Genomic DNA, 17726 nt, shown 5'->3' on the forward strand with positions numbered 1-17726 from the left:
TCGTTGTCGGACAACGGGATTGGTGACGCTACCTGGACCCGCAATTTCGCCGCCAGCCAGGTCACCCAGTTCGTGCTGCACGCGATGTCGCGGGAACGCGCAATCGGTATCTGACCAGCCCGGCCCACAACACGCCCAGGACCGCAAGCATGAGCATGTCGAACACCCACCACCCCGAGTAGTGCGCCCACACCGCGTTCTGCTCGGCAAGCTTGTCCACCCGGCGCAGATCGACGGTGGAGGCCGCGGCCGCAAATCCCCACTGGGCCGGGACGAACCAGGACACCTGGTCGTAGCCCCAGGTGCCCACCAACGACACCAAGCCCCCGGCGAACAGCAAGGAAGCCAGCAGCACCGGGATGACCAGCGGCAGCACCTCACCCGAGGATCTGCCGAACGAGGACAGCGCCAGTCCGACAATCGCCGAGACGACGGCCGTCGCGGCCACACTGACATACAGCTCGAATTCCGCGCTGCCCAACAGGACCGCACCGCGCCCGGGCCCGCCTTTGCCGACGATCACGATGGTGGTCAGGATCGCTGCCTGTGCGGCCGCGACGAGGCCGAAGAAGACGATCTTGGCAAGCAGATAGGCCGACGCCGACAACCCGAGTTGCTGCTCACGCCGGAAGATCCGCCGCTCGGTGACCAGCGCGCGGATGGTTGCCGAGGTGCCCATCAGCACCGCGGCGAAGTTCAGCGCGGCAAGTATCGCGATGGCTTCGTGGGTGTTGCCCGACGACGGCGCCGGTCGGCCCAGCCCGGAATCACCGGGAATCAGCAGCGTCAACCCGCCCAACGCGACCGGCAGCAGCACCAGGAACAGCAACTGGACGGGACTGGCCAGCACGCTGCGGGCCTGGCGTCGCACCGCCAGCCAGAACTGTCCGCCGAGGCCGGGTGCGGGCGGGGTCCGTTCGGGGAGGGCGACCGAGGGCGGTGCGGGGGCGGCCGTCGCCTGTTGTCGGCGCAGGAATGCCTGGTGGGTGCCGTGCGGGTCGTTCGACACCCGAGCGAAGATCTCGAACCAGTCGGTGGTGCCCAGGGCTGAGTCGATGTGCGACGGCGGTCCGGCGAACGCCAACCGGCCGTCGGGGGTGAGCACCAGCACCTGGTCGCACAGATTCAGGTAGGTCAACGAGTTGGCCGACGTCACCGCCATCACCACGACACACCCGAGGTCGGCCTGACGGCGCAGCAACCCCATCACGTGTTTCTCCTGCGACGGGTCCAAGCCCGCGCCCGGCTCGTCGACCACCAGCATGGACGGCCGGGTGACCAGTTCGATCGCCAGCGACGCGCAGCGACGCAGTTCGGGCGGCAACTTGGACACCTTGGTCGTGCGATGCGGGGTCAACTCGAGCTCGTCGAGTATCTGGTCGACGACCCGGGAGTGATCCTCGTCGGCGGTCGTCGCCGGCAGCCGCAGCTCTGCCGCGTAGCCCAGCGCGCGCTCCACGGTGAGATTTGCGTGCACCCGGTTGTCCCGTGGCACCACGCCGATCCGGGACCGCATGGCCTCGGGTTCGGCGTGCACGTCATGGCCGTCCACCGTGAGGATGCCGGAGCTCAGGGTCCGGATACCGGCGAGCGCACCGGTCAACGCGAAATTGCGGGCTGCCGACGGGCCGACGACCGCGATCAGTGCACCGGGGCGCGTCGTGAACGACACGTCCGCCAACAGATCCTCGACTCCCAGCTGGTAGGCCGCCACCCCGAGCGTGCGCGCACCGGCCTGCAGCAGCGGCAGCCGACTTGTCTGCGGGGTGGGTTCGCCATCGTCCTGCGGGAGGAGTTTCCGCGTCGCCTCGGTCATCCGCTCGATCAGGCCGCGTCCTTTGGCCCGGGCGGCTTCCTCCGCCGGAGTGGGGAGCGGTGCCGCTACGGGCGGAGACTCCGTTGCGATGTAGCGAAAGGGTTTGGTGGGTCGCTCGGTCGGGGAGTGTTGTCCGGGGAAGAAGTCGAGGGGCGCCGCCGGGATGGCCGCGGTGGCCGGCTCGACGGGGATGCGGCTGGTCTCCGGGTCTTCGTCCCCTGGCTGCTGGGTGACGTCACCGAGCGTCACGCCAGCGTGGCTGTCGGCGTCGAGCGTCACGCTAGCGTGAGGCTCGGCGAGCGGGATGCCGGCGGTGGCCGGCTCGACGGGGATGCGGCTGGTCTCTGGGTCTTCGTCCCCCGGCTGCTGGGTGACGTCACCGAGCGTCACGCCAGCGTGGCCGTCGGCGTCGAGCGTCACGCTAGCGTGAGGCTCGGCGGTCGGGACGGGAGGCGCGGCTGGCTCGTCGGGCACTGCGGGCGGCTCGGCGGTCGGGACGGGAGGCGTGGCCGGCTCGTCGGGCAGCGCCGGAATGCGCGCGGTCTCCGGCTCTCCCGAGAGGTGCGGTTGCACCGGGATCAGACCGGTGGTGGGTTCGGGGTCGGGCAGTCGTTCGGGGCGCGGCACCCCGAGCGGATCGGTGTCGGACGGGGGCGCGTCGTCGGCGGCGGAGACCTGGAAGGTCAGTCGCGGCCCGTGCTCAGGGTCGCCGATCGCGATCGTCTGGCCGTCACGGATGTCCACCGTCGACATCCGGGTTCCGTCGAGGAAAAGGCCGTGCTGACTCTGGTCGACGGCGAGCCAATGGGTGCCGGCGAACCGCAGCACCAGATCGGGGACCGGTTGCGCCGCATCGTCAGGGGCGGCAAGGCCGGGACGGTCCAGTCGGATGTCGCAGTGCCCGCCGTGGCCCACGATTACGTCGCGGCCCGGGGTGAAGAAGTACCGTGACGATCCGACCCAGACGGTCAACGGGGAGGCATCGGGTATGGCCGGCACCTTTCATTCTCGATTGCCGATCGGTCCCAGAAGCGCGGACCAGGGCACCGTGTAGTGCCCTGCGTCAAGTGTCTACCCACGGACGCGGTGTATCCACCTGCAGTGTCGGCGTATGGGCCGGATCAGAGTGTGTTGCGGCCCGGTGCGGTCGCGGCGTTCTGCAACAGACGTCGCAACACGTCGACGGCGTCGGCCAGCACCTGACGCTCGGCCGGTTCCAGCCGGGACAGTTGCGGTTCGATGGCGGCGGCCCGGTCTCGGCGCACCGCGTTGAGCATGTGCAGCCCCGCGGGGGTGATGCGGATGCGGACCGCGCGGGCATCGCCGGGATCGACGGTGCGCGACACCAGCCCGGCCTCCTCGAGTCGCCGCACCTGCGTGGTCATCGTCGGCTGAGAACAGTGGTCGACGGCGGCCAGGTCGCCGATGCGGGCCTCGCCCTGAGCATCGATGGTGGCCAGTAGCCGAGCCTGCGCCGCGGGCAGCGGCATCTGGATGCGCTGAGTGGCCAACCGATTCAACCGCGCAACCACGGCCAGCAGGTCCGCCCCCAGACCGTGCGGGACCTCTGCGTCATCTGCCGTGACGGACGAAGACATGCGCTCATCGTTGCATAGCTTTGCTATGCGAGCACCACCCCGGGTTACCCCTATGTGCTGCACCGGCTTAGCTGCCGTGCCTGGCAGAATCGGACAAGTGACACCGCCCGACCCGCCGCCTTCGCAACAACGGGGTGGCCCCCTGCGCCCCAGCGAATTGGCGCAGGCATCGGTCATGGCGGCGCTATGCGCGGTGACCGCGATCATTTCTGTCGCCGTGCCGTTTGCCGCGGGACTGTCCCTGCTGGGCACCGTGCCCACCGGGCTGCTCGCCTACCGCTACCGGCTGCGGGTGCTGCTGACCGCGACGGTCGCCGCATCCGTCATCGCATTCCTGATCGCCGGCAGCGGCGGGCTGGGTGCGGTCATCCAGAGCGCCTACATCGGCGGGCTGACCGGCATCATCAAACGCAAGAACCGCGGCACGCTCACCGTGGTGGTCTCGTCGCTGATCGCCGGCCTGATATTCGGCGCCGGCAACGTCGGGCTGCTGATGGCCTTGACCCGGCTGCGGCACTTGATGCGCGATGCCATCACCGCCAACGTGGAGGGGCTCGCGTCGTTTCTGAGCCGCATCCATTTGGAGAGCGTGGGGTTCTGGCTGAAGTTCGCGTTCGAGTTCTCGTTGCGCTACTGGCAGTTGGTCCTGCTCGGCATCGTCACCGCCGGGATCATGGTCGTGTCCCTGGTCGGTTGGTGGGCGTTGTCGCGGCTGCTGGAGCGCATGCGGGGCATCCCCGACGTGCACAAACTCGACGCCCCCGCCGGTGACGCCGACGATGCGCCCGTCGGGCCGGTTCCGGTGCGGTTGGAGGACGTGCGTTTCCGCTACCCCGGTGCCGCCCAGGACGCGCTGCGCGAGATCAGCATGGAGCTCCGGGAAGGTGAACACGTCGCCATCACCGGGGCGAACGGCTCCGGCAAGACCACCCTGATGCTGATCCTGGCCGGGCGGGAGCCGACGTCGGGCACCGTGCATCGCCCGGGTGCGGTGGGCCTGGGCAAACTCGGCGGCACCGCGATCGTCCTGCAGCATCCGGAGAGCCAGGTGTTGGGCACCCGCGTCGCCGACGACGTGGTCTGGGGGCTGCCGCCAGGCACCGAGACCGATGTCGAGAAGTTGCTGGGCGAGGTGGGCCTGGCCGAACTGGCCGAACGCGACACCGGCAGCCTGTCCGGCGGTGAACTGCAACGACTCGCGCTGGCGGCCGCGCTGGCCCGCGAGCCCGCGATGCTGATCGCCGACGAGGTCACCACGATGGTCGATCAACAGGGCAAAGAGGGGCTGCTGAGCGTGCTGTCCGGTCTGACGAAACGACACCGGACCGCCCTGGTGCACATCACGCATTACAGCAACGAGGCCGAATCTGCCGACCGCACAGTCAAACTCAGCGATTCGCCGGACAACACCGGCATGGGTCAGGCCACCGCAGCGCCGCCCGCGGAGGCGAACCTGAGCGAAGCCCGGCACGCACCGGCGCTCGAACTGGCGGGCGTCGGTCACGAATACGGCATCGGGACCCCATGGGCCAAGACCGCACTGCGCGACGTCACTTTCGTGGTGGAGCAGGGCGATGGCGTGCTGATCCACGGCGGCAACGGTTCGGGCAAGTCGACACTGGCGTGGATCATGGCCGGACTCACCCAACCCACCAGCGGCGCCTGCCTGCTGGACGGGCGGCCCACCCACGAGCAGGTCGGGGCGGTGGCGCTGTCCTTCCAGGCGGCCCGGTTGCAGCTGATGCGTAACCGCGTCGACCTGGAAGTGGCTTCGGCGGCCGGGTTTTCACACAAGGACGAGGACCGGGTGGTGGCGGCGCTCGGCGTCGTGGGGCTGGACCCGGCGCTGGCCAAACGCAGCATCGACCAGCTCAGCGGCGGCCAGATGCGGCGGGTGGTGCTGGCCGGACTCCTCGCGTGCTCGCCCAAGGCGCTGATCCTCGACGAGCCGCTGGCCGGGCTGGACACCGCCAGTCAGCAGGGCCTGGTGCGTTTGCTGGAGGATCTGCGCCGCGAGCGCGGCCTGACGGTGGTGGTGATATCCCATGACGTCGCGGGCATGGAGACCCTGTGCCCGCGTGTCCTGCATCTGCGGGACGGTGTCCTGGACTCCGCGCCAGCGTCGACCTCCCCGGCGTTGCAGGGACCGGGAGGTGTGTCGTGACGGTGACGTCCGCCGCGTCGCGGCAAGACAAGCGCAAGCCCGGCCGTCCCGTCGTACTACTGGTGCCGATACCCGGCGGATCACCCATCCACGACCTCTGGGCGGGCACCAAGCTGGTCGCCGTCTTCAGCATCTCGGTGCTGCTCGCGTTCTACCCGGGCTGGACGATGATCGGGCTCATGGCGGCGCTGGTGCTGGCCGCGATTCGGATTGCGCGCATTCCGCGCGGTGCGCTGCCGTCGATACCTCGCTGGTTGTGGATTGTGTTGGCGCTCGGCGGTATTACCGCCGCACTGGCCGGTGGCGATCCGGTGGTCCCGTTTGCCGGCGTCGAGATAGGACTCGGCGGGTTCTTGAACTTCCTGCGCATCACCACCTTGACGTTGATCTTGCTGGCATTGGGCGGGTTGGTGTCCTATACCACCAACGTCGCCGAAATCGGTCCTGCCGTAGCGACTTTGGGACGGCCGCTGCGGTTGCTGCGGATGCCGGTCGACGAGTGGGCGGTGGCTTTGGCGCTCGCGCTGCGCGCCTTCCCGATGCTGATCGACGAATTCCAGGTCCTCTACGCTGCACGACGGTTGCGCCCGAAACCGACCCCGAAGAGCCGCAAGGAAAAGCGCCAGCAACGCAGGATGGAAGTGATCGATCTGCTGGCGGCTGCCATCACGGTGACGCTGCGACGCGCCGACGAGATGGGCGACGCGATCACCGCCCGCGGCGGCACCGGGCAGCTCTCCGCCAACCCGCGCAGGCCGAAACTCGCCGACTGGATGACATTGGCGATCACCGCCGTGGTTGGAGCCGCGGGAGTGGTGATCGAGACAATCCTCACCGTCGCCTGAGGCCCGGGGCGCAACTGTCGCCGTGCTGCGGGTGGCTCATAATCAGCGGAGCTACCGACGGGAGGGCAGTTGCCGGATACTTCGATCAGTATCAAAGAGCAGATGCTGCGCCGGCGTCCGGTGGGTGGTGCCCCGGTCGCGGAGGGTGCTTCATCCGGCCTCAAGCGCAGCTTCGGGACTTTTCAGCTCACCCTGTTCGGCGTCGGGTCGACGATCGGCACGGGGATCTTCTTCGTGCTGTCCCAGGCTGTGCCCGAGGCCGGTCCCGGCGTGATCGTTTCATTCCTCATCGCCGGACTCGCCGCCGGCCTGGCCGCCATCTGCTATGCCGAATTGGCTTCGGCCGTGCCGGTTTCCGGGTCGTCGTATTCCTACGCGTACACCACGCTGGGCGAGGTGATGGCGATGGTCGTGGCGGCGTGTCTGCTGCTGGAATACGGGGTCGCGACGGCCGCGGTGGCGGTGGGGTGGAGCGGCTATCTGAACAAGCTGCTGCACAATCTGTTCGGATTCTCGTTGCCGCATGCGCTCTCGGCGGCGCCGTGGGACAAGCTGCCCGACGGCGTCTCGCACGGTTGGGTGAACCTGCCGGCGGTCATCCTCATCGTCATGTGCGCGCTGCTGCTGATCCGCGGCGCCAGCGAATCGGCGAAAGTCAACACCGTCATGGTGTTGGTCAAGCTGGGCGTGCTGGGCATGTTCGTCGTCATCGCGTTCACCGCTTTCGACGACGGCAATCTCAAGGATTTCGCGCCTTTCGGGGTCGCGGGCATCGGCTCGGCGGCGGGCACCATCTTCTTCTCCTACATCGGTTTGGATGCGGTCTCCACCGCCGGCGACGAGGTCAAGGACCCACAGAAGACGATGCCGCGCGCGTTGCTGTCGGCGTTGTTCGTTGTCACCGGCGTGTACGTACTCGTCGCCGTCGCTGCGCTCGGCACCCAGCCGTGGCAGAACTTCGCAAAGCAGGAGAACGCCGGGCTGGCCACCATCCTCGACAGCGTCACGCGCGGTACGTGGGCGGGCACGATTCTGGCTGCGGGCGCGGTCATTTCGATTTTTACGGTCACGCTGGTCACGCTGTACGGGATGACCCGCATCCTGTTCGCCATGGGTCGTGACGGTTTGCTGCCCGCGTGGTTCGCGAGGGTGAACCCGCGCACTAGGACTCCGGTGAACAACACGGTGATGGTCGCGGTCGTAGCGTCGGCGTTGGCCGCGTTCGTACCGCTGGACAAGCTGGCCGACATGGTGTCAATCGGGACGTTGACCGCCTTCATCGTGGTTTCGGCGGGGGTGATCATCCTGCGGGTGCGCGAACCTGATCTGCCGCGCGGGTTCCGGATGCCCGGTTACCCTGTCACGCCGGTGCTTTCGATGTTGGCGTGCGGGTACATCCTGCTCAGTTTGCACTGGTACACGTGGTTGGCGTTCGGCGGCTGGATCGCCGCGGCGTTGATCTACTACTTCGCGTGGGGACGGCATCACAGTGCGCTCAATGCGGCGGAGGCGCAGGGAGCGTCGCCGTAGCACACGGTTGTGCGTCCGGGCCGGGCCCGCTTTAGGCGTCGAGCGTCACGCTAGCCGGTCAGCGAGATCAGCGGCGCGCGGCGGCGTTCGCGGCATCCTGAGCTTGCCGCAACGTCACCGCGATATCGCCTCTGCCCAGGAACATCTCGTCGAAGTAGGGTTGCAGCGCCTCGTTTCCGGCGGCGAATCCGGCGCCGCCGGGGGCCGGGATATGAGGGCCGTCGAGAACCGAGAAGAACGGCGTGACATCGACGTTCCTGGCTTTCCAGTGGGCGAAATAGCCGGGTTGGGCCGACACGACGGCAGGGATGGCCGCACCTTCGCGCCCCAGATAGGAGTTACCTTCGCGACTTCCCATCCAGGCCAACACCTCACGCACCGCATTGGGATGTCTCGTAGCCGAATTACCCGCTGCGGCAATGCCGTTGGTCACACTGACGCGTCCTCGGGGACCCGCGGGCATCATCGCGATGCCCCACCGGAAGGTGGCATCGCGGGACACCGCCGCCAGAGTGTAGGTGCCGGACTGGAAGAGCGCCATCTTGCCGGCCAGGAACTGGTTGAGGGAGAAGTCGCCGTTGTCGTTGGTGTCGGACGCTGGCGGTGCGACGTGGTCGTCGTTGATCAGGCCGACGAGGTAGCGAAACGCTTGTAGCGCCTCGGGATTGTCGAACGCGAACTCGTTGCCGCGCTGGAACACCCCACCCGCTGACCCGATGTAGTTGAGGTAGATGGCCTGCGGGTCGTTGGCGGCGTTGTACCCCCACTGACGGACCCGGCGAAACTCGAAACCCATTGCGTCGGCGCGATGTCCGTCGGCGTCGATGGTGAGCCTGGCCAGCAGCGGCCGCAGGGTGTCGTCGGAGCCCGGGCTCCACCGCAGCGTGTCCAGTTCGGCGGGGTCGACGCCGGCAGCGGCCAGCAGGTCGGCGTTATAGAACACCGCGATCCCGGCATCGGTCAATTGCGGTACCGCCCATAGCGATCCGTTGTGCGTGAACTGGGCCACCACGGTGTGTTCCCAGTCGGCGTCGGGGTTGTCGATCCTCATCAGCCGACCGCTGTCGGCGTACGCGTCGAGGTAGGCGTTGGACAGCCAGAAGATGTCGTCGGCGCTGCCTCCCGCCACATCGGTGCGCAAAGTGTCGAAATAATTCGAGAACGCCACCATGTTGGTGCGCACTTCGATGTCGGGATGCGTACGGTTGAAAGCCTCGAACGACTCCCGATAGGCCCGCGCGATGGGTTCGGCCCACAGTCGCACGGTCACCACGATCTTGCCGTTCTCGCTGGACCGGCCCATCAGGACCGCCGTCGTCAACAACAACACGGCAACCAGAGCGAAAGCACCCGCGAACAACGTCGAGAAGCGGGGACGATTCATTTGAGCCCCGAGACCAGGATTGACGAGACGATGTGCCGCTGAAAGGCCACGAACAGCACGATCAGCGGCACGATCGCCACCGTCGTCGCCGCCATCACCAATGTCCATTGCGAGTTGTACCGGGACTGCAGGTCAGCGGTGGCCACCGTCAGCACCCGCCACTTGCGCCCACTGGTGATCACCAGCGGCCACATGAAGTTGTTCCACTGCGAGACGACGGTGATCATCGTCAGCGCGGCCAGTACCGGCTTGCTGGACGGCAGGATCACGTGCACGAGCACATCCAATGTATTGGCCCCGTCGAGGTGTGCGGCGTTGACCAGGTCGTCGGGAATGAGGCGAAAATGCTCGCGCAGCAGGAAGATCGCATACGGCGATCCGAACATGAAGGGAATCACCAACGCCCAGAACGTATTCCGCAGACCCAACTGAGCCATCATCAGATACAGCGGCACCACCGTCACGGTCCCCGGCACCATCAACGTCGCGATGTAGACCCAGAACAAGCCGTCGCGGCCGGGAAAGTGCAACCGGGCGAACGCGTACGCGGCCAGGACCGAGAAAGTCAACTGCCCCAGCAGGATCACCGCCGTCATCAACGCGGTCACCGCGGCCGCCCGGCCGAAACCGGTGCCGACCAGATCGGTGTAGTTGGCCAGCGTCGGCGGGTGCGGCCACTGCAGCGGCGAGCCCGTCGCGAACTGGTGTGCCGAGGTGAACGACGTCAGCAGGCCAAGGATGAACGGCGCCAACGTGATCAGTGCACCGGTCACCAGGCCCACATAGATCAGCGCATTACGCGAGGTCATAGGTGATCCGCCTACGGAAGTACAGGTGCTGGACGAAGGTGACACCGACCAAGATCACGAACAACACCACCGCCATCACCGCGGCGCGCCCGATCGCCGCCGCGCCGAACGCCTCGGCGTAGATCTGGTGAGCGACCAAATCGGTGCTGCCCTCCGGCCCGCCACCGGTCAAGGCGTAGACAGTGTCGAAAACCTGTGCGGTGCTGACGATTCCGGTGACCAAAACGAAGAACGTGGTGGGCCGCAGCATCGGCAGGGTGATGCGCCAGAACCGCTGCCAGGCGTTGGCGCCGTCGGTCCGGGCGGCGTTGTGAACGTCCTCGGGGATCGCCAGCAGTCCGGCCAGGAAGGACAGCGAGACGTAGCCGACATTGGTCCAGATGACGACCGACGACACCATCGGCAGCGCCAGGTCAGGGTTGGTCAACCATTCGATGCGCCGGCCCAACAGGGTGCTGACCGCGCCGTCGGTGGGGGCCAGGATCCAGCGCCACATCACCGCGATCGCCAGCGGCGCGCAAATCCACGGCAGCACATAGAGAGTTCGGAACAACCCGGTGCCGGGAAGCCGTGGGGCCAGCATCATCGCCGCCAACAGACCCAGCACCGTCTGCGCCGGGACCACGATCGCCACGAAGATGGCGGTCACCACCAGCGAATCGCCGAAGTCACCGTCGCGCAGGACCGAGCGCCAGTTGGCGAAGCCCACGTAGTGCAACGGCCCCAGCAGATCCCACCGGTACAAACTCAACCAGACCACGACCAGGATCGGCAGCAACAGGAAGGCCACCACGCCGAACAGACTTGGCGCAAGCAGGGCATACGCCAGCGCGGTGGAGCGGCGTGGCGCGTCGGGCATGAATGTATTAAAGCCGGTCGTTACGGTGGACCCGTGACACCGAACCGGGGGATCGATGCCGACTTCCTGGACCTGCCGCGCCACGAGTTGGCGGACGCCGCCCTGTCGGCGGCCAGAGCGGCCGGGGCCAGCTATGCAGATCTGCGGATCCACCGGCTCAGCACCGAGATCATCCAGCTGCGCGACGGCGAACTGGAGACCTCGGTGCTCAGCCGCGAGGTCGGTCTGGCGGTGCGGGTGATCGTGGCCGGCACCTGGGGATTCGCGTCGCATTCCGAATTGGCACCCGACGTCGCGGCCCGGACAGCGCGCCACGCGGTGCAGGTGGCGACCGTGCTGGCGGCGCTGAACACCGAGCAGGTCCGGTTGGCGCCCGAGCCGGTGTATGCCGACGCCAGCTGGGCATCGGACTATCAGATCGACCCGTTCGGGGTCCCGGCGACGGAAAAGATCGGGGTGCTGCAGGACTATTCCGGGCGACTGCTGGACGCCGACGGGGTCGACCACGTGTCGGCCGGCTTGACCGCCGTGAAAGAACAGACCTTCTACGCCGACACGTTCGGATCCTCGATCACCCAGCAGCGGGTGCGGCTGCAGCCGTCGTTGGAGGCGGTGAGCATTGACGCCAAGGCGGGCAGCTTCGACTCCATGCGCACGCTGGCGCCGCCGACGGCTCGCGGTTGGGAAGCCGTCGCCGGCGACGACGTGTGGAACTGGTCCGCCGAACTCGCCGAGCTCCCCGACCTGCTCTACGAGAAAGTGCGTGCGCCCTCGGTGGTGCCCGGTGCCACGGACCTGGTGATCGACCCCACCAACCTGTGGCTGACGATCCACGAATCCATCGGGCACGCAACCGAATACGACCGGGCGATCGGCTACGAAGCCGCCTACGCCGGTACCTCGTTCGCGACCCCGGACAAACTCGGCAGCATGCGCTACGGATCCGCAGTGATGAACGTGACCGCCGACCGCACCGTCGAATACGGTTTGGCCACAGTGGGTTACGACGACGAAGGGGTGGCCGCCCAGTCCTGGGATCTGGTGCGCGACGGGATGTTCGTCGGGTATCAGCTGGATCGTGTTTTCGCGCCCCGGCTGGGCGAGTCGCGTTCCAACGGATGCTCCTACGCCGACTCGGCGCACCACGTCCCGATCCAGCGGATGGCGAATGTGTCACTGCAACCGGGGCCCGAGGACGTCAGCACCCAGGACTTGATCTCGCGGGTCGACGACGGCATCTACATCGTCGGCGACAAGTCTTGGTCTATTGACATGCAGCGCTACAACTTTCAGTTCACGGGCCAACGCTTCTTCCGGATTCGGGACGGAGAGGTGTACGGGCAGTTGCGCGACGTCGCGTATCAGGCCACCACCACCGACTTCTGGAATGCGATGGAAGCGGTGGGTGGTCCGTCGACCTGGCGGTTGGGCGGTGCACTCAATTGCGGCAAGGCCCAGCCCGGTCAGATCGCCGCGGTCAGCCACGGTTGCCCGTCGGCACTGTTCCGTGGCATCAACGTGCTCAACACCCGGACCGAGGGCGGCCGATGATCACGCCTCAGCACGTCGTCAACATCGTTCTGGACGAGGCGGCCAAGAGCGGCCGCGCCGACGAGACCATGGTGCTGGTGACCGACAAGGTCGAGGCGACGCTGCGTTGGGCGAACAACTCGATGACCACCAACGGCGTCACGGTTACCCGCAGTGTGACCGTGATTTCGATTGTGCGACAAGGCGACAGCGCCCACGTCGGCGCGGTGGTCTCCGGCGAGTCCGACCCGTCGGTGCTGCCTGGTCTGGTGGTGTCGTCTCAGGACGCCGCGCGTTCGGCGCCGGAGGCCGGGGACGCCGCACCGCTGCTGGCCGACACCGGGGAGCCCGCCGACTGGGATGCGCCGGTGCCCGGGACCGGGGTCGGGGTGTTCACCGGGATCGCCGGCCCGTTGAGCAAGGTGTTCCGTGGCCGTGACACGTTGTACGGCTATGCGCACCACAGTCTTTCGACGACGTTCCTGGCGTCGTCGACGGGACTCCGGCGGCGCTACACGCTGCCCACCGGGGCGATCGAGGTCAACGCCAAACGCGGCGACGCCAGCGCGTGGGCGGGCGTCGGAACACCCGATTTCATTGACGTGCCGATGGATTCGCTGCTCGACGACTTGTCGACCCGGCTGGATTGGTCGTCGCGGTTCGTCGAGTTGCCCGCCGGGCGCTACGAGACCATCATGCCGCCCTCAACGGTGGCCGACATGATGATCTACCTCGCCTGGACGATGGCCGGCCGCGGCGCCCAGGAGGGCCGCACCGCGTTGTCGGCGCCCGGCGGCGGCACCCGCGTGGGGGAGCGGCTCACAAACTTGCCGCTGACCCTGTTCTCCGACCCGATGGCACCGGGCCTGGCGTGCACGCCGTTCGTCGCCGCCAGCAGTTCCAGCGAGACGATGTCGGTGTTCGACAACGGCATGGAGATCGGGCAGGTCGACTGGATCCGCGACGGCGTGATCAACGCACTCGCCTACCCGCGCGCCACGGCCGCCCGGTTCGATGCCCCGGTCGCGGTTGCCTGCGACAACCTCGTCATGACCGGAGGGTCGGCGGACCTGGCGGACATGATCGCGTCCACCGAGCGCGGGTTGTTGCTGAGCACGCTGTGGTACATCCGCGAAGTCGACCCGACGACGTTGCTGCTGACGGGTCTGACGCGGGATGGGGTGTACCTGATCGAGGACGGCGAGGTCACCGGGGCGGTCAACAATTTCCGGTTCAACGAGAGCCCGCTGGATCTGCTGCGGCGCGCGACCGAGGCCGGCATCAGCGAGAAGACGCTGCCACGCGAATGGGGTGACTGGGCGACGCGCGCCGCTATGCCGTCATTGCGGATCCCCGATTTCCACATGTCCTCGGTCAGCCAGGCGCAATAGCGGAATTGCCCTGGTTACCCGCGCGCTCTAGCGTGGAAAGGGTGTCTGCTCCCGCTGTCGACGATCGGCTGACGCGGTTGGTGGCGTTGTCGGATGGGCCGCTTACCAGCCTGGTGCGTCACGTGTGTGCGCAGACGCTGTCCCTGCCGAAGCTGCCCGTCGAGGAGGAGATCACCGAACCGGAATGCTCGACGGGGGGCGCCGTCGCCGAGTTCGCCGAGCAGTTCAGCACCGACGTCTCCAGGATCAGCGTCGAGCAACGTTCTCTGCTGTTCAAATACTTGCGGGACAGCACCTTTCGGATTGTGGTGGGAATATTCATCGCCGACTTCGTGCCACGGGTGCGGGCTGGGTTGGAAGCGTTGGATGTCGGATCGGAGTACCTGGGCTGGGTGAACGGCCCGATCGCCTGGGACGACTCGACCGACCCGGCCGGTGAGATGTTCGCTGTCTTCGCCCCCGCCGTCGCCCGGATGCGCGCCCTGGACCCGGTCACCTCCGAGTTGGTCCGGCTGCGCGTCGCGTCCGCCCACAACTGCCGGCTGTGCAAGTCGCTGCGGGAAGGCAACGCCCTGGACGCGGGCGGTTCGGAAGCGCTGTACGACGAGATTTCGCACTTCGAGGCGTCCAGGTCGCTGGATGACCGCGCTAAAGCAGCGCTGCGCTATACGGATGCGTTAATTTGGACCCCTGCGCACCTCGCCGTCGACGATGCCGCCGAGGTGCGCTCACGATTTTCCGAGGCAGAAGCCGTCGAACTCACCTTCGACATCATGCGCAATGCCAGCAACAAGATCGCGGTGTCGCTGGGCGCCGATGCGGCGCGGGTGGAATCCGGGACCGAACGGTATCTGATCGACGCCGACGGCCAGACGGTGTTCGGCTGACGGCGACTGATGAAAGTCGCATGCAGCGCGGTCGCAGTTCTGATGGTGTCTTGCCTGGTGAGCGGTTGTTCCGGGGGCGGTGGGAAGTCAGCTCGACCGGCGGTGGCGCCGCACGATACCGCGACGTCCCACTTGGAGCCCATCTACCCCGGCACGACGGTCTCGATCCCGCCTCCGTCATCGGGGACGACGACGTCCTCGTCGACCACGACGACCACCCGGCCCGCCGGTCGCACCCTCCCGGGCGACGGCACCTTCCGCCTGGGTGTCGATCTGCAGCCCGGCACGTACCGCTCGCCGGGTGGTGAGTCGTGCTACTGGGAGCGCCTGCGGGGCTTCGGAGGTGATACCGCCGACATCATCGTCAACGGGGCCGGGATTCTGCCGCAGACCGTGAGGATCGCGCCGACCGACGCCGGGTTCCGGACCCAGGGTTGTGGCACGTGGACTCTGGACGACGGGACGACGACCACCTCCGCCACGACGCCCGTCTCCTTGCCGCCCAATGCGCAGGCCTGCACGCCGACGTCCGGCCCGTCGGGTGGTCTCGCGCACTCGGCGGTCGGATCCTCCGACACCACCTGCCCGTTCGCTGAACAGGTACGCCAGGCCTACGGCGCCGGCGGCCCGGCCAGCGTGACGCCACGCCAGGTCGAGGCTCTCAGTCCGGTGACCGGCCAGCGCTACACGATGACCTGTGCTGCGACCGGCGCCCTCGTGGTCTGCAACGGCGGCAACGGCGCCGTCGTGTACGTGTACTAATCGGCCCGGCGGGTACGGTCTTACCGTGGCGTTTCGGCGGTATAGCGAAGTTCGTGGTCGACGGTTGCGGTTCGGCGAGGCCGTGGGGGAGCGGATCGCGATGAGCCCGGTCGGCTATCAGCTTGCGCTCCATGTGGCACCGCATATCGACAAGGTGCTGATCCCTCGAACCAACGGCCGCTTCAGTTCGGCGGGTGTGGACAGGGCCGGTCTGGTCACCTCGACCGGCGCGAAGACCGGGCAGCCGCGCGCGACTCCTCTTGTCCTGATTGAGGATTCGGGTACCTTGCTGGCGATCGGGTCGAACTATGGCGGGCCGAAGCATCCCGGGTGGAGCGCCAACCTGAAAGCCAATCCCGAGTGCACCGTCGAGTACAAGGGTCCGCCGCGTAAGTACCGCGCCGAACTGCTCACTGGAGACGAACGCGCTAAGGCGTGGGAGACGGCGGTCGACTTCTACGCCGGCTACGACGCGTATCGCGCCAAGGCCGCGCCGCGCGAGATCCGGGTGTTTCGGCTCACGCCCGTCGAAGGCTGACGGCCTGCGTCTCGTGGGTGAGGCCGCGCTAGTGTCGTGGTCGTTAGCGCCTGGGGGCGGTAGCTCAGTCGGTTAGAGCCGCGGACTCATAATCCGTTGGTCGTGGGTTCGAGCCCCACCCGCCCCACCAAGTGTAGCTAGACGGTCTGCGGGAGGCTGTCCAGCGCTGGGCACTGTGGCCGCCACCAGCCACGGTGTCCACACCGCGTCCATATTCGGCAACGGTTTCAGCAGACAGGTGAAGCCTGAGAATGACTGGCGGCTTCCTCCGCCGAGACAATGCCCTGGGCTTCAAGAGCGGTGTAGCCGCGTGTCTGGAGCAAAGAAACGACTTGGGAGGAGGTGACACCTGCTTTCCTGTTCGAGCAGGCGATGTGGCCGTCATTATTGACTCGCTGCGCATCGAGATAGCCGAAACCATTGTTGTAAAGGTACTTCCAGAACGGGCTTTCCAGGGCGAACGAGTTGTTAACCATTTCTTCGATTGTCTCGGCACCGGCAGTCGGCACTGTGGCCAACCCAACAGTTGCGGCAAGTGCGAACACAGCCATCAACGCCCGCGCCCGAGAGTTATTGACGATCTTCACTGTCTCTCCCAGATGTCGCTAGCAAACTGACATACGACCCATACCCACGCAGCTCGACAGCATAACCGCAGGCGGAAGCGTTGCCACGGGGTAGCGGAAGTGAGTACGGCGGCCAGCAAAACCTATTCTCCTGCGTTGCAGCACGTGGACGGACGACAGCCCTAGCGCAGTTACCGCGGAGTGCCTCTATGCTGGCGTAGCCGCGACACCCACTGGCATTTTGATTACAAGCCAGCTGGACCCACCGTGGTGGCCGGACGTGCTAGTCGCCCCACACGTCCCTTAGCAGAGTCAGACAGGGCGCCGTAAAACTGCATCAGAAGACCGGCACGACATAGGTATTCAAGCGAAAATTTGCTGAGCGGGATTACTGGGCCAGATCACGTCAGCTTCCCAAGGCGCAACCTGTGTAATCGTCAGTACATAGTGGCCGCTGTCGTTGACACTTCGCAGGATGCGGCTCGTTAGGCATTGGATGTCGCGATCGTTCTCGTAAATTGAACCGGCTAGACTGTCGAGCAGACCCTTGACGATGTTGTCGGCATCAATGATTTTGCGTCGCTGCGGTACAACACTAACGACACTCACACAGAGCGGGCCGGCGTGTGGAGGTCCGAAAAGCTCACGATTACTTAGGTATTTCCGAACGAGATGTTTCATTCGTTGGTTCTCTTCGTTTGAAACCTGAGCTGACCACGGTTGAACCGGAATCGGACGTTGGTGCCGTCCGAACAGGGGAGTGCATGCGGGGCACGCAAGCTGCACGACACCAGCAGCCTTTTCGAGCATAGAGAGTGACGCTTCCAGGCGGCGCCGATACCGTGTGGTCCAGAACATGGGCCCGTCGTTGCCCTGTCGTCTCAGAGTCATAAACCATTCGTGTACCTTCTGCTGCTCGGAATCACTTGGTGGTCTGCTGATTCGATCTCTTGTTGCGTTCTCGTAGTGACTCCAAATAAGTTCCATGCGCTCGGATATTGGTGCGTCTTGATCGAGGTGCTGAAGCGCAACGTCAAGCGGATCCGG

At 66.5% G+C, this 17726-nt stretch carries 15 protein-coding genes and 1 tRNA gene; 9 read left to right on the forward strand and 7 right to left on the reverse strand.

Translation table 11 applies throughout. The annotated features are described in order from the left end of the window. Positions 1 to 61: 61 nt before the first annotated feature. Positions 62 to 2815 carry an ABC transporter permease gene (locus tag AC5Y46_RS19640; RefSeq protein ID WP_499992562.1) on the reverse strand — a complete coding sequence of 918 codons (2754 nt, stop codon included), beginning with the start codon at positions 2813 to 2815 and terminating at the stop codon, positions 62 to 64. Between the two features lie 122 nt (positions 2816 to 2937). Further along, the gene (locus AC5Y46_RS19645) at positions 2938 to 3414 is read right to left on the reverse strand and encodes a MarR family winged helix-turn-helix transcriptional regulator (RefSeq protein ID WP_499945795.1); all 477 of its coding nucleotides are present in this window, start codon (positions 3412 to 3414) and stop codon (positions 2938 to 2940) included. A gap of 97 nt (positions 3415 to 3511) precedes the next feature. Between AC5Y46_RS19645 and AC5Y46_RS19650 the strand changes: the two genes are divergently transcribed. The 3 genes from AC5Y46_RS19650 (at position 3512) to AC5Y46_RS19660 (ending at position 7953) form a co-directional block, all read left to right on the forward strand. Next, positions 3512 to 5578, forward strand: coding sequence for an ABC transporter ATP-binding protein (locus AC5Y46_RS19650; protein WP_499945796.1), 2067 nt, complete (start codon positions 3512 to 3514; stop codon positions 5576 to 5578). Then, positions 5575 to 6423 (forward strand): CbiQ family ECF transporter T component, encoded by an 849-nt coding sequence (locus tag AC5Y46_RS19655; protein ID WP_499945797.1) that lies wholly within the window; start codon positions 5575 to 5577, stop codon positions 6421 to 6423. The genes AC5Y46_RS19650 and AC5Y46_RS19655 overlap by 4 nt, the downstream gene beginning before the upstream one ends. A 69-nt stretch (positions 6424 to 6492) precedes the next feature. Next, complete coding sequence (locus AC5Y46_RS19660) at positions 6493 to 7953, forward strand: amino acid permease (RefSeq protein WP_499945798.1); 1461 nt, start codon at positions 6493 to 6495, stop codon at positions 7951 to 7953. A 67-nt stretch (positions 7954 to 8020) separates the two neighbouring features. Here the strand turns inward: AC5Y46_RS19660 and AC5Y46_RS19665 are convergent, their stop codons facing one another. From AC5Y46_RS19665 to AC5Y46_RS19675, 3 genes are read right to left on the reverse strand one after another with little or no spacing between them, the layout of a single operon-like run. Continuing rightward, complete coding sequence (locus tag AC5Y46_RS19665) at positions 8021 to 9337, reverse strand: ABC transporter substrate-binding protein (RefSeq protein ID WP_499945799.1); 1317 nt, start codon at positions 9335 to 9337, stop codon at positions 8021 to 8023. Beyond that, positions 9334 to 10146, reverse strand: coding sequence for a carbohydrate ABC transporter permease (locus AC5Y46_RS19670; RefSeq protein ID WP_499945800.1), 813 nt, complete (start codon positions 10144 to 10146; stop codon positions 9334 to 9336). Before AC5Y46_RS19670 ends, AC5Y46_RS19665 begins: the two co-directional genes overlap by 4 nt. Next, a complete protein-coding gene (locus tag AC5Y46_RS19675; RefSeq protein WP_499945801.1) occupies positions 10133 to 11005 on the reverse strand; it encodes a carbohydrate ABC transporter permease in 873 nt (290 codons plus the stop codon). Before AC5Y46_RS19675 ends, AC5Y46_RS19670 begins: the two co-directional genes overlap by 14 nt. A 33-nt stretch (positions 11006 to 11038) precedes the next feature. On the opposite strand from AC5Y46_RS19675, the gene AC5Y46_RS19680 reads away from it, so the two are divergent. From AC5Y46_RS19680 to AC5Y46_RS19705, 6 genes are all read left to right on the forward strand, one after another. After that, positions 11039 to 12556 carry a TldD/PmbA family protein gene (locus tag AC5Y46_RS19680; protein ID WP_499945802.1) on the forward strand — a complete coding sequence of 506 codons (1518 nt, stop codon included), beginning with the start codon at positions 11039 to 11041 and terminating at the stop codon, positions 12554 to 12556. Then, complete coding sequence (locus AC5Y46_RS19685) at positions 12553 to 13926, forward strand: metallopeptidase TldD-related protein (RefSeq protein ID WP_499945803.1); 1374 nt, start codon at positions 12553 to 12555, stop codon at positions 13924 to 13926. The genes AC5Y46_RS19680 and AC5Y46_RS19685 overlap by 4 nt, the downstream gene beginning before the upstream one ends. 41 nt (positions 13927 to 13967) lie before the next feature. After that, entirely contained in the window at positions 13968 to 14813 is an 846-nt protein-coding gene (locus AC5Y46_RS19690) for a carboxymuconolactone decarboxylase family protein (protein WP_499945804.1), read from the forward strand. A gap of 102 nt (positions 14814 to 14915) precedes the next feature. Further along, positions 14916 to 15575 carry an Rv1352/Rv1906c domain-containing protein gene (locus AC5Y46_RS19695; RefSeq protein ID WP_499945805.1) on the forward strand — a complete coding sequence of 220 codons (660 nt, stop codon included), beginning with the start codon at positions 14916 to 14918 and terminating at the stop codon, positions 15573 to 15575. 64 nt (positions 15576 to 15639) lie between these two features. Beyond that, positions 15640 to 16113 (forward strand): nitroreductase family deazaflavin-dependent oxidoreductase, encoded by a 474-nt coding sequence (locus tag AC5Y46_RS19700; protein WP_499945806.1) that lies wholly within the window; start codon positions 15640 to 15642, stop codon positions 16111 to 16113. 53 nt (positions 16114 to 16166) lie between these two features. Further along, positions 16167 to 16243 (forward strand) — tRNA-Ile (locus AC5Y46_RS19705). 97 nt (positions 16244 to 16340) lie between these two features. On the opposite strand, the gene AC5Y46_RS19710 is transcribed toward AC5Y46_RS19705, so the two are convergent. Beyond that, positions 16341 to 16700, reverse strand: coding sequence for a hypothetical protein (locus AC5Y46_RS19710; RefSeq protein ID WP_499945807.1), 360 nt, complete (start codon positions 16698 to 16700; stop codon positions 16341 to 16343). A gap of 342 nt (positions 16701 to 17042) precedes the next feature. Continuing rightward, entirely contained in the window at positions 17043 to 17537 is a 495-nt protein-coding gene (locus AC5Y46_RS19715) for a RusA family crossover junction endodeoxyribonuclease (RefSeq protein WP_499945808.1), read from the reverse strand. Between the last annotated feature and the right edge of the window lie 189 nt (positions 17538 to 17726).

The sequence above is a fragment of the Mycobacterium sp. NGS59 genome (genome assembly GCF_059812345.1).

Bases quoted from the DNA above. Each gene is read 5' to 3' on its own strand.
- AC5Y46_RS19645 (WP_499945795.1), bottom strand. From the start codon at position 3,414: ATGTCTTCGTCCGTCACGGCAGATGACGCAGAGGTCCCGCACGGTCTG.
- AC5Y46_RS19665 (WP_499945799.1), bottom strand. From the start codon at position 9,337: ATGAATCGTCCCCGCTTCTCGACGTTGTTCGCGGGTGCTTTCGCTCTG.
- AC5Y46_RS19670 (WP_499945800.1), bottom strand. From the start codon at position 10,146: ATGACCTCGCGTAATGCGCTGATCTATGTGGGCCTGGTGACCGGTGCA.
- AC5Y46_RS19675 (WP_499945801.1), bottom strand. From the start codon at position 11,005: ATGCCCGACGCGCCACGCCGCTCCACCGCGCTGGCGTATGCCCTGCTT.
- AC5Y46_RS19685 (WP_499945803.1), top strand. From the start codon at position 12,553: ATGATCACGCCTCAGCACGTCGTCAACATCGTTCTGGACGAGGCGGCC.
- AC5Y46_RS19715 (WP_499945808.1), bottom strand. From the start codon at position 17,537: ATGTTCTGGACCACACGGTATCGGCGCCGCCTGGAAGCGTCACTCTCT.